Below are 13,562 nucleotides of genomic sequence, written 5' to 3'. Positions count from 1 at the left end.
TAAGGTTTGCGCTGCGCCACCATCGTAAGTGAACTGGGTAATCACTGCCCCATCAGCACTTTGTGCCGTCATCACATCAATGGTGTTGGTAGTAACAGTTCCGTCAGCCAAATTTGGCTCGGTGATATCGAGCGTACCATTAGCCATGATTTGCACATCATCACCAATAGTGACTGACAACGGCGACATCAATGAGTCATCGCCATCTGAGTCGACCGCATAAACTGGCAAGTCGAAGGTCAGCTCGTTGTTATCTAATCCATCAGCATGATCTAACGCTTCCAGCAGCGTAAAGGTATATTCTCCAAGGGTTGTCCCTGAGAAGCTCAAAGTGAATACAGGAACTTCCGAGCCCCCATCATTGATAAAGCCAATGTAGTTGCCTGAATCTACTGGTTCTTCTTTAAGTTCAACTGCGATGTTATTCGAGGTTAACGCACCACCGATATTGAACTCTGTCGGTTCAAGTCGAAACTTCTCTACATCATCACTTCGATTAGTAAACGAGATGGTCTCGGTTTGGCTGACCGCACTGCCACTTGGCGTTGAGCCATCAGCAAGCTGTGTTTCAGATAGCGATACGCTTGGTACTGACTCAATAGTTGGAATGTCACCATCAGTTATCGTAAGCATGACTGTCGCAGTTTCGACGTCGACATCACCATCACTGGACGTTACCACTATCGATTTCACGATTGGGCCATCTTCATGGTCGAGGTTACGGTTTGGTTCAAAGCGCGCATCACCTTCGAGGGTGATAAATAGAGAACCTTCAGCAAAGATAAACTCTTGCTCGCCTGTATCAGTTTGGTCAAGCAATAACGGTGTGCCACCGTCGTAGGTAAACTGAGTAATGGTCGCGCCATCCGCGCTCTGCTCTGGCATCACATCAATCGTGGTTGTGGTCACCACCCCAGCAGCCAGATCGACGACTGTCGGCTCTTCAATGGTCAAGACGCCATTGCTCATGCCTTGAACATCATCTTCAATGGTCACCGTCAGTGGCGACATCAAAGAGTCATCACCATCGCTGTCTACCGCATAAACTGGTAAATCAAAACTTAGAGTGTTGTTATCGAGTCCATCTTCATGGTCGAGCGCTTCAAGCAGTGTGAAGGTATAACGTCCTAACACGACGTCATCAAAGTTAAGGGTGAATACTTCGACCTCTTGATTTAGTGCATTAGTCGTAAATCCTGTGTATTGACCAGAGTCTGCTGGGAACTCTCGAAGCTCAACAGCCAAGCCATTCGAAGTCAGCGTGCCTGATGGGTTAAACTCATCAGTCGCTATTCTAAAGCGTTCAACATCATCGCTTTCATTAGTGAAAGAGATAGTCTCGGTTTGGCTCACTGCCACACCGCTTGGCGCAGAGCCATCTGCAAGGTCTGATTCTGAGAGCGAAACAGGTGGAATCACATCGATAGTTGGTACATCACCGTCAGTAATGGTCAGCGTGACTGTCGAGGTAAGAACGTCGTCATCACCATCGCTAGAGGTCACCACGATGCTCTTCACGATATCACCACCTGAGTGGTCTAAATCTCGGTTTGGCTCAAAGCGCACATCCCCCTGAGTTGTGATGAATAGAGAGCCTTCTGTGAAGATAAACTCCTGCTCAGTCACTATGTTTTTGTCGAGCGTATAAGCCGTACCATCATAGGTAAACTGAGTCACACTCGCACCATCGGCACTTGCGCTAGTGAGCACATCGAAGATAGAAGTCGTTGGCGTACCCGCAGCCAAATCAGCGGCCGTTGGCTCTTCTATGTTAAGCGCTCCGCTCGCCATAATTTGAACATCATCGGTAATGGTGACTGACAGCGGTGACATTAACGAGTCATCGCCGTCGGTATCGACTGCGTAGACAGGTAGCTCAAACGTTAGATCGTTGTTGCCACGACCATCTTCATGATCGATGTTCTCTACCAATGTAAAGGTGTATTGACCTAGAGTAGCAGCGCTAAAGTTGAGAGTGAAAATCTGTGTCTCTACATTCGAGGCATTAGTCGTAAATCCAACGTAGTTACCTGAGCCTGCCGGCTCTTCTTTAAGATCAATCGCTAACCCGCCAGATTTCAACGAGTCATCTGTATTGAACTCACTTGGCTCTAATCGGAACTTCTCAACATCATCACTTTGGTGGGTAAATGAGATGGTTTCAGTTTGGCTTACGGCTCCTATGATTGGAGAAGAGCCATCCGCCAGTCCTGCTTCTGCTAGAGTAACGCTTGGAATAGATTCAATGGTTGGGATATCGCCGTCGGTAATGGTCAGAGTCACCGTTGCCGTCTCTACATCAACATCGCCATCGCTTGAGGTGAAGACTAGCGATTTGACGATGTCGCCGTCTTCGTGGTCGAGATTTCGATTCGATTCAAAACGCACGTTACCTTCAATGCTCACGAACACTGAACCTTCGGTGAAGATAAACTCTTGCTCTCCGGTGATCGTTGGATCTAGAGTTTGCGCTGCGCCGCCATCGTAGGTGAACTGGGTAATCACCGCTCCATCAGCACTTTGCGCTGTCATCACATCAATGGTATTGGTCGTCACAACACCATCTACCAAGTTTGGCTCAGTGATGTCGAGCGCACCGTTCGCCATGACTTGGACGTCATCACCAATGGTCACAGACAGTGGCGACATCAGTGAATCGTCACCATCAGAATCAACTGCGTAAATTGGTAGGTCGAAAGTCAGTTCATTGCTGTCGAGACCATCAGCATGGTCTAACGCTTCAAGCAGTGTGAAGGTGTATTCACCAAGGGTTGTACCTGAGAAACTCAAGGTAAACACCGGAACTTCCGTTCCCCCATCATTGATAAAACCAGTGTAGTTTCCTGAGTTTACTGGCTCTTCTTTCAGCTCAACCGCAATGTTATTCGACGTTAATGTGCCACCGACATTGAACTCTGCCGGTTCAAGTCGGAATTTCTCTACATCATCACTTTGGTTAGTGAATGAAATAATCTCAGTTTGGCTCACTGCACTGCCACTTGGCGTTGAACCATCAGCAAGTTGCGTTTCAGACAATGATACACTTGGTACCGACTCGATGGTTGGGATATCACCATCAGTGATGGTCAGAACAACTGTTGCAGTTTCGACGTCCACATCACCATCGCTAGACGTCACCATAATCGATTTCACGATTGGGCCAGATTCATGGTCGAGGTTGCGGCTTGGCTCAAAACGCACATCACCCTCTAGCGTGATAAACAATGTGCCTTCGGTGAAGATAAACTCTTGCTCGCCCGTGTCAGTTTGGTCAAGCGTGTAAACACTGCTGTCGTAGGTGAACTGAGTAATGATCGCGCCATCTGCACTCTGCTCTGGCATCACATCAATCGTGGTTGTGGTCACCACCCCTGCTGCCAGATCCGCAACTGTCGGCTCTTCAATGGTTAAGACGCCATTGCTCATGCCTTGAACATCATCTTCGATGGTCACAGTGAGTGGCGACATTACCGAATCATCACCATCGCTATCAACCGCATAAACAGGTAGGTCGAAGCTTAGGCTGTTGTTGTCTAAACCATCTTCATGGTCGAGGGCTTCAAGCAGTGTGAAGATGTAACGGCCTAACACGACGTCATCAAAGTTAAGGGTGAATACTTCGACTTCTTGGTTTAGTGCATTAGTTGTGAAGCCTGTGTATTGACCAGAGTCTTCTGGGAACTCTCGAAGCTCAACAGCCAAGCCATTCGAAGTCAGCGTGCCTGAAGGATTAAATTCGTCGGTCGCGATTCTAAAGCGTTCAACGTCATCGCTTTCATTAGTGAAAGAGATAGTCTCTGTTTGGCTCACTGCCACACCGCTTGGCGCAAAGCCATCATCAAGGTTTGATTCTGAGAGCGAAACAGGAGGAATTACATTAATAGTCGGAATATCACCGTCGGAAATAGTGAGCGTGACTGTAGAAGTCAGTACATCATTGTCGCTATCGCTCGATGTCACTACGATGTTTTTAACAATATCACCCGTCGAGTGGTCTAAATCACGATTTGGCTCGAAGCGCACTTCACCTTCAGTGGTGATAAATAGCGATCCTTCAGTGAAGGTAAACTCTTGCTCAGAGCTGTCTGTTTGGTCGAGTGTGTAAGCCGTACCATCGTAAGTAAATTGAGTGACACTCGAACCATCGGCACTTGGCGCGGTAAGCACATCAACTACACCAGTAGTCACAGCTCCAGCGCTAACGTCAGCTAAATTTGGCTCAGTCACTGTTAAATCAACATCTTGCATAACCTGAACATCATCATTGATGTTCACAACCAACTGGCTTACAGCGGTTTTATCTCCATCCGTATCGACAGCCAAAATAGGAATATCGAAAGAGAGTAAGTTATTGCCTTGTAGAGGCCTATGATCGAACGCTTCAAGCAATACGAAGGTGAAATCACCAATATTGGTTTGATCAAAAGTAAGAGTGAAAACAGGCGTTTCAACGTTTGAAACATCGGTCGTATAGCCTAAGTAACTACCTGACCCTGCTGGCTCCTCGCGAATTTCAACGATAAGTCCGTTAGAGGTTAGCGAGTCGTCGCGGTTAAACTGTCCCACCACCACTTCGATACGTGCAACGTCATCACTCGCTTCAGTAAATGAAATAGTATTTTTTGAATCAACCGAGACACCACTTGGCGCTGAACCATCGATCAACCCAGACTCATCGAGCGTGACACTTGGTACATTATCTATAGTTGGGTCGTCGCCATCAGTGATTGTTAAGACCACAGTTGCCGTGTCCACGTCTACATCGCCATCACTAGATGTCAGCACAACCGTTTTAACGATATCACCATCGGTTTGATCGAGATTACGATTAAGCTCAAAACGAACGTCTCCATCTAGGGTTACAAACAGAGAACCTTCCAGGAATTGGAACTCCTGCTCGCCAGTATCATTCTGCTCTAAGGTTCGAATTGCACCATCGTAGGTAAACTGAGTGATTGACGCCCCATCTGCACCTTGGATAGGGAGCACATTGATCGTTTCCGTCGTAACAATACCTTGAGCCAACACGCCTAAGCTAGGCTCTTGAATGGTCAAAATACCATTTTGCATGGTTTGTAGGTCATCACCTATTGTCACAGTTAGCGAAGCACCTAGGGAGTCGTCGCCATCTGAATCCACCGCGTAAACGGGAAGGTCAAATGATAAGTCGTTATTCTGCAAACCATCGGCGTGATCTAGAGAGTCAAGTAGCGTGAAAGTGTATTCACCCAATGTCGAATCTGAAAACTCGAGAGTAAATACCGGCACTTCTGTATTCGAACTATCTGTCACGAACCCAACGTAATTTCCTGAGTCCGCAGGCTCTTCTTTCAAACCCACCACTAAGCCGTTTGAGGTTAGTGCACCACTGGTATTAAACTCTGAGCTCTCCAATCTAAAACGAGCGACGTTGTCACTACCTGGGGTGAAATCAATTGTTTGCGTTGAACTAACATCAGAGCCTGTTGGTGAAGAGCCCGAAGCCAAGTCTGGCTCCAATAAAGACACACTCGGAATGTCATTAATGGTAGGAATTTGCCCGTCAGTAATTGAAATTTGTAGTAAGGCTGAATCTGTATCGCCATCACCATCAACGGCATTAAATGTAATATCTTGAGTGATGGTCTCGCTTGCTGAATGGTCAATGTCTCTCGCAACGACAAAAGTCACATCCCCGTTTAATGCAACATTGAGTGTCCCCTCATCAAACACAAACGCTTGTTGAACCGCCTCGTCCTGATCTGGATCTAGATTGTATGTTGTGCCGTCATAAACAAAGGACTGAACCGTCGCTCCATCACCACCAGTGAAGTTAAAAAGATTATAAGAAACCGTTGAGTCACCGTCTTGCGTTGGCTCATCAAGTGCCACGCTGTTATCTACCAACTCGACAACATCATCGGCCACCGTCACCACAATCAATGCGGGTTGAGCGTCCCCACTACCACCAGCTAAAGAGGAACGATCGCCATCTGCATCAACTGCGTAGATAGGCAACTCAAAACTCAACTCAGCATCTTGAGAGCCTTGGTGCGTTAAAGAATCGAGTAGTGTGAACTCGTAAGAGCCCAAAACTGGACTATCGACTGCAACTTCAAAAACAACGCTTCTTACTCCATCAAGAGTGATGAAGCCCTCGTAGTTTCTAACCCCGTTCACTTCACTCACCAACTCCAAAGAAACAGGTTGGCCGTTCGACAACAGACTGCCATCAGTATTGAATTCCAACGGCTCTAATTCGTGGTGATCAATGATGTCGCTCGTAAAGGTATCTGAATCCACTGAACCCGCACCAGTGATAATACCTACGCCCTCTTCAGAGCCACCAACGAGACCACTCTCTTGTACAGAGATTGGGTCGACGGAATTGATCGTTGGTCGATCACCATCCGAGATAGTGATATTTAATGTACTCACTGCCGAGTCTTGGTCGAAGTCAGTGATTGTTACCGGGAGTGAGAATTCAAGAGAATCTGAATTGATCTGTTCAATAGGTTTGAACTGTTGGAAATGGTACTCGCCATCGGTATCAACTGAAACCGTGAGTACAACCTCTCCGCGGCCTAAGATAGACAGAGTGATCTCTGTACCATCGTCCGACAGCCTCGCGATGGTATTCTGGTTATCACTCAAAATACCATCGAATTGGGAAAGCGACGCAGAATCAAAGACTGCCGAAGCCAAGCTATCACTTTCTATGGAAACGAAACTCCCCTCAACCAAGGTCGTATTGGTTTCCGGGTTAGTAATCGTAACAGTCTCGGGAGTTGGATCTGTACCATCTAAAATTGCAACACCAGCTGAAATAAGTGTCGCTATGGCGTTACCACCAATGTCAGCGCCTTCAATATCAAAGGTCAACGTAATCTGGTTATCAACGTATGAAACCTGTCCGTCACCTACTGAAGAAACATGATCAATAGGAGCAGATAATGTCGAGGTAAGCGTCAAGTTAACATTCGAACCCGAGCTTACGGTGTCGATATCGACGCGTAGGACTTCCGTACCATTCTGAGTGCCCACAATGGCATTTTCGTTTGCATCATAAACAAACTGAACCGCCACACCACCCGATGTAATGTCGCTATTAAGTTCACTAAGCAGAGAAGAGAGAGAATCAGCAGCAGGTACAAAAGAGTTAGGGTCTAAATCGAGACTGCCGCTTGGAATAAGTTGATTTGTGGAAACGGTTTGAGGATAAGTTCCTTGTGACAAAGAACCCTCGGTCAGACTCTGTGAGACAGTCTGTCCACCTGATGAAGCGGTAACGTCGGTTCTAAATTCGTCATCATCTTCATCGACATCTTCTTGCGCTAACGCTGAGGTTTCAAAAAACGTTGAAGGTCGTGTTTCAGTATAATTGTAATCGATAGTCACAAAGCCAGCATTCGCCGAACCACTCGCTCCCCCAGCGGCCGTCGCTTCTAATATCTCCGTTGGATCTTCCCCAGCGAGTATTGCCTCTTGAATCGCCGCAATGTCGTTGACATCGAATGCCTCATCGCCAGCCTGGGTAAAATCTATCTCAACATCACCACCTAGGGGTTGTTCTCTCCAAGCAAATGTATCATCAAGACAACCCACACAGTTTTCGTCAACACTGACCTCTCCATTCACTTGAACAAGGACCAACTTTGCGCCTTTTGGAGTAATGATTATCTCATTGTCACGAATAGTATCTCCGGCTTTCAGCTTGCGAGCGCTACCATCCGGACTCATGACGACCACATCACCACTTACTTGTTGAACTATTGCTGCATTACGCAAAACTTCGACATCCATATGTCCCCCTAGATACACATAATGATGTTTTCATCATCGTGTAAGAATTGTTGTAAGCGCGCGTTGGGTTGTAACTCAGATTCAACCACTAATTTTTATCACATTATCTATCTTTAACTTGTGATGGCTCGATTTTGTTTTTACTTGATGTTTATCGAACTCATTTACTCTTAAGACTAGTATTTCCTTAGGAAAATTCCATTTTCAGGGGGATTGGATTGCATATCGAACCACATCCTATTTATGAGATAGATTTTTCAATTTAAGTGATAACAAATAAGGACTTATTTTAAGCAATCGGAAATAGTCACTAACTAGCGTCAATTTCGACCATTATGCGATTTCGATGAAGCTATCGTGCTCAGATCTCGTCATGATGAAAATACTATTTTCGAAGCTATCTCGCTTCAAACGACATATCATTCGACCGATGAAGCACAAAACAAAAAAGCCACTGCTCTATAAAACAGTGGCTTCTTTAAATCGGAGGTATGCTTTAAAAATCAGTCAGCTAGACGATTTGCAGTCCAAACATACAGAAGTTCTAAAGCAATGGTTGCTCCAGCTAATGCCGTAATGTCACTTTGGTCATAAGCTGGTGACACCTCGACAACATCCATTCCGACCATGTTTACACCTTGAAGACCACGAATAATCTTCAAAATTTTGTCGGAGTTCAGCCCACCACAGACCGGTGTACCAGTTCCTGGAGCAAACGCTGGGTCTAAACAATCAATATCAAACGTCAAGTAAACCGGCTTATCGCCGACGGTTTGCTTGATACGTGACACGATCTCATCAACGCTCAGATCATTGGCTTCCATCGCATTGATAACGTTAAATCCATGCTCATCTTTTTCATACTCAGTACGAATGCCAACTTGAACAGAATGCTCTTTCGAAATTAGCCCTTCGTTTGGCGCATGATAGAACATAGTACCGTGATCATAGCGACTGCCATGACTGTAGGTATCGGTATGTGCATCAAAGTGGATTAATGCCATTTCACCATACTTTTTCGCGTAAGCGCGCAGCAAAGGCAATGTAATGAAATGATCACCACCTAAACCCAACAACGTTTTACCACTGTTAAGGATTTCCGTTGCTGCTGCTTCTAAGCGTACCGTTAAATCTTCCGCATCGCCGGTATCAAACACCAAGTCTCCAGAGTCAATTACCTTGATGTGGTCGAAGACATTAAAGTCCCACGGGAATTTCTTACCTTCCCACGCCAAGTTGACTGAGGCACGACGAATCGCATCTGGACCTAATCGCGCGCCCGGACGACCTGATGTTGCCATGTCTAGTGGCGCACCAAGCACCACGACATCTGCCTCAGCATCGACCGGATTTTGTACCAAAGGACGACGCATAAACGTCATCGCGTTGGAGTACAGTGAGTAGTCTTTTTTAGTAAACAGATCTTTCATTAAAAATCCTCTAAATAGGTGTAGCCCATTAAGCCTTGCTCTAACTCAGCAAGTACACTCTGCTGATCTTCTTTTGGTACTTTCGCGCTAACCATCTCTTCGTAATTTTGGCGAATCAAATCCACATCGATGTGCACGTAGCGCATCATGTCAGCAACGGTGTCACCCTCATTGATATAATCTAGGTTCGCTTTACCTTCGTCATCAACGTTTACAACCACACTGTGTGTATCACCAAACAGGTTGTGCATGTCACCCAAGATCTCTTGGTACGCGCCGACTAAGAAGAAGCCCATTAAGTACGGCTCATCTGGGTTCCAAGCAGGTACCGGTAGCGTTGTTTCAATACCTTGGCCGTCTACGTATTGATCTATCGTGCCGTCTGAATCACAAGTAATATCCAGAACCACTGCACGTCGCTCATTCACTCTATCCAAACCGCTTAGTGGCAATACAGGGAATACCTGATCAATACCCCATGCATCTGGTAGCGATTGGAACAGTGAGAAGTTCACGAAGAACTTATCCGCCAATCTGTCGCTTAACTCATCCAAAATCGGACGATGGTAGCGGTTCTTTGTGCTCATCAACTGATTTAACTCGTAGTTGATGCGCAATGAAACCTGCTCTGCCCATGCTCGGCTTTGAAGGTTCAACATGCCCGTTGCGAACTGGTTGTGCGCCTCTGCAATGTCACTCTGAGTATCGTTGTAGATCTCAATCAAAGCACGGTCATCGCTGCCATCGCGCAGTGACTGAAAGTTACGCCACATGTTTTTCAAAAGTAGTGGCGCATCTTCTTCAGGCTCTGCAATCACTTCCGGAGAGTAGCTCTCGGTACCAATAACGTTAGTGATCAGAACGGCATGATGCGCTGTCAATGAACGCCCAGACTCAGAAATAATCACTGGCATTGGCTGTTGGTACTGCTTACAGATATCTCCCACTGTCATCACGATATTACGTGCGTATTCTAAAAGACCGTAGTTCATCGAGTTAGAAGACTGACTGCGTGTCCCGTCATAGTCTACGGCCAAGCCGCCACCCACATCGATGTAATCTAGCTGAGCACCGATATCACGCAGTTCACAGTAGAAACGAGCTGCTTCACTTACACCATTTCGTACATCACGAATGTTTGCCATTTGTGAGCCCAAGTGGAAATGAACAAGCTCTAGTGCTTCTAACTGGTCTTCCGCTTTCAAACGCTCAATTACAGTCAACACTTGCGATGCAGATAAGCCGAACTTCGACTTCTCGCCACCGCTTGCTTGCCACTTACCCGCGCCTTGAGAAGCAAGACGAATACGCAAACCTAAACGCGGTTTTACGCCTAGTGCTTTCGCTTCTTGTAGAACAAGATCAAGCTCAGATAACTTTTCAAGTACAATGAAAACCTTATGACCCAGCTTTTCACCAATCAACGCCAAGCGAACATATTCACGGTCTTTGTAACCGTTACAAACAATCACTGAGCTCGCTTTTTGAGCCAATGCCAGTACAGCCAGAAGCTCTGGTTTGCTACCCGCTTCTAGCCCCAGCTGTTTTTGTTCTAGCTGTGCTTGGCTTGCTAAAATCTCATCTACGACTTCTTTTTGCTGGTTTACCTTAATTGGGTATACCAAAAGGTAGCGGTTGTCGTATTGGTACTCATCGATAGCTTGGTTGAACGCATTACAGATATTGTGCACTCGCTGATGAACAATCTGCGGAAATCGCACCAATGCTGGTAAACCGACATTCTTCTGTTCAAGTTGCTTAACAATATTGCTTAAAGGAATTTGATGATCCGCTTTGCTCGGAGAGACATACACTTCCCCATTGTCATCAATACCGTAGAAACCTTGGCTCCAGTGCTTAACGTTATATTCTGCACGGATGCGATCTAAATTAACTGATTGTTCCATTTCAAGAGACCTCACTATATAGGGCCATCACCAAGTAACACCCTGTTCAGACAAGTGGCATTACCCAAGCTAAATCGATACGTTACGATTCGTTGGGCGCATTAACTGATATTCTGGCGAGCGAGTCCAATCATAGATATTTGTCGTGTCGACAATAGTTGTTTTAAGCACTCGTGAGATATCGGTACATCAAGGCTTGCCGCCAATTCTCGGTGTAATACGCCATGATCATTTGGTCAGATTTTTTTCGTAATCCATAATTATTTGCTGTTTTAGGCACGAGCTTCCCCTGTTTATCTTTTAAACTATTTTCAAACTTTGGCTTGTAAAGCGGCGAGGACTGGTATAGATTTAAATCACTGACCGATCGGTCAGTCAGTTTAATGGGGAGTAAAAATCAATGAACCACAATCCGATGACCAATGATGACGCAGTATCAAACGCTGACATAACCAAGGTGTTCGCCCAGCAGAAAAGTTACTTTCGAGCGAACTCGAATACTGACTTACAAACACGCCAAAACAACCTAGCGCGTCTAAAAGAGTTGCTTGTGTGTTACCAAGATCAAATCATCGACGCACTATCAGAAGATTATGGTCAAAGAGCAAAATACGACTCTCTCATTGCCGATATCACGCCTTCGCTGCACTTGATTGATTACAATCGAAAGAATCTTAAAAAATGGATGAAGCCTTCTCGCCGCGGTGCTGGGTTAATGCTTCAGCCAGCGAAAGTAAGCGTTCATTATCAACCACTAGGCGTTGTTGGCATCATTGTTCCTTGGAACTTCCCTATTACCCTATCGATTGGTCCATTGGCGACTGCATTGGCTGCCGGTAACGTTGCGATGATGAAAATGTCTGAGTTCACGCCCGCAACAAACCGTGTTTTGAAAAAGATGTTGAGCGAAGGGTTTAGTGAAGATCAAATCGCGATCATAGAAGGCGAAGCGGATGTTGCGGCTCAATTTAGCGCTCTCCCTTTCGACCATATTATGTTTACAGGCTCGACAACTGTAGGTAAGCATGTGATGAAAGCAGCTTCAGTGAACCTAACTCCGGTTACTCTAGAACTCGGCGGCAAGTCACCGACCGTGATCGCGCCTGATATAGATGTGATGGATGCCGTTGAACGAATTCTATTTTCTAAGAGCCTCAACGCAGGGCAAATTTGTGTCGCACCAGACTACATTCTGATCCAGAAGGCGAAAGTTAATGAGTTTGTTGAAGCTTATAAAAGTTATTTCAGAAAACTTTACCCTGCGGGTCTTGAGAGCAAAGAGCTCACATCAGTCATCAATCAACGTCAATATGCTCGTCTAAAAGGTGTTATTGAAGATGCTAAACAAAAAGGTGCTACCGTTCATACGGTGAGCGAACAAGCTCAAGACGATGTGAATCATCGCATGACACCTCACCTACTGACTGACGTCAATGACGACATGATTGCTCTACAAGATGAGCTATTTGGTCCTGTTTTACCTATCGTCCCTTATGACACACTCGACGAAGCGATTGAGTACATCAATGATCGTCCTCGCCCACTGGCGCTATACATCATGAGTCACGAAAGCGAAACGCAGAATGCGATCCTTAGCAGAACCCATTCTGGTGGCGTATGTATCAATGACTCTCTGGTTCACGTCGCCGCTGATGATGCACCGTTTGGTGGGATTGGCCCATCAGGAATGGGGCATTATCATGGTATCGAAGGATTCAAAACCTTCAGTCACGCTAAAACGGTTCTGAGCCGAGGAAAAATCAACTACACAAAACTGCTGCATCCTCCGTATAATAGCGCGTTCAAGAAATTGATTTTTAAAGTGATTAACCGATGACCACCAAAAGACAGCAGATCTTAGATTCCGCCCTTCAACTCTTTGCCGAACAAGGCGTTGAAGGCACATCTACCGCTCAAATTGCTAAAGCTGCTGGTGTGGCGAAGGCGACTCTGTTTCACCACTTTGACAACAAATCATTACTAGTTGATGAGCTTTTTAGAGAGCTGAAACAAGCGCTGTTCAATGCTGTTTTTCAAGAGCTTGATACAAACGGTACGTCACTGTATCTGAAAATGAGCAAGCTGTGGGAGGTGGGAATCGATTGGGCAGCGGCGCATCCCACTGCGATGAAATTTCTCTCTAATATTCATTTCCATCCGACCACTGAAGCAAGGCAGATCATTGTTTCAGAACTGTTCGCTACGCTTGATGACAATGTACGAGCGGGACAAGATTCTGGTGAATTGATCGAGCTGGATATGGATTTGGTGCGCTATTTCATTCATAGCCACTTCTTAATATCGGTTAACTGGTTGCTAGACCAAAAGCAGCTCTCGACTGACGAACAACAGAATTACGTTCAACAGAGTTTTGATATGTGTTGGCGCGCTATTGGCGGCACACAACCTGATTAGCTTATTAACTGATTAGCTATTAACTTCC

Annotated in this window: 5 protein-coding genes; 2 read left to right on the top strand and 3 right to left on the bottom strand. The window is 45.8% G+C overall.

The window, feature by feature from the left end; genetic code table 11:
- The 3 genes from KI743_RS14160 to speA form a co-directional block, all read right to left on the bottom strand.
- Positions 1-7,782 (bottom strand): retention module-containing protein (locus KI743_RS14160; RefSeq protein WP_285466899.1); only part of this gene is annotated, 7,782 nt, incomplete at its 3' end.
- Positions 7,783-8,285: 503 nt separating this feature from the next.
- Positions 8,286-9,212, bottom strand: coding sequence for an agmatinase (gene speB / locus KI743_RS14155; protein ID WP_285466898.1), 927 nt, complete (start codon positions 9,210-9,212; stop codon positions 8,286-8,288).
- Positions 9,212-11,119, bottom strand: a complete 1,908-nt coding sequence (gene speA, locus KI743_RS14150; protein ID WP_285466897.1) for an arginine decarboxylase — start codon at positions 11,117-11,119, stop codon at positions 9,212-9,214. The genes speB and speA overlap by 1 nt, the downstream gene beginning before the upstream one ends.
- A 400-nt stretch (positions 11,120-11,519) precedes the next feature.
- Between speA and KI743_RS14145 the strand changes: the two genes are divergently transcribed.
- Both KI743_RS14145 and KI743_RS14140 read left to right on the top strand, forming a co-directional pair.
- The gene (locus KI743_RS14145) at positions 11,520-12,956 is read left to right on the top strand and encodes a coniferyl aldehyde dehydrogenase (protein ID WP_285466896.1); all 1,437 of its coding nucleotides are present in this window, start codon (positions 11,520-11,522) and stop codon (positions 12,954-12,956) included.
- Positions 12,953-13,534 carry a TetR/AcrR family transcriptional regulator gene (locus KI743_RS14140; RefSeq protein WP_285466895.1) on the top strand — a complete coding sequence of 194 codons (582 nt, stop codon included), beginning with the start codon at positions 12,953-12,955 and terminating at the stop codon, positions 13,532-13,534. The genes KI743_RS14145 and KI743_RS14140 overlap by 4 nt, the downstream gene beginning before the upstream one ends.
- Positions 13,535-13,562: the final 28 nt, after the last annotated feature.

The sequence above is a fragment of the Vibrio sp. D420a genome (assembly GCF_030248625.1).
Classification (GTDB): domain Bacteria; phylum Pseudomonadota; class Gammaproteobacteria; order Enterobacterales; family Vibrionaceae; genus Vibrio; species Vibrio fortis_A.
The sequence above is the reverse complement of the archived record's forward strand: the minus strand, read 5'-3'. Positions and strand labels throughout refer to the sequence as shown.

Coding starts and splice junctions, on each gene's coding strand:
- speB (WP_285466898.1), bottom strand. CDS start 9,212: ATGAAAGATCTGTTTACTAAAAAAGACTACTCACTGTACTCCAACGCG.
- speA (WP_285466897.1), bottom strand. CDS start 11,119: ATGGAACAATCAGTTAATTTAGATCGCATCCGTGCAGAATATAACGTT.
- KI743_RS14140 (WP_285466895.1), top strand. CDS start 12,953: ATGACCACCAAAAGACAGCAGATCTTAGATTCCGCCCTTCAACTCTTT.
- KI743_RS14145 (WP_285466896.1), top strand. CDS start 11,520: ATGAACCACAATCCGATGACCAATGATGACGCAGTATCAAACGCTGAC.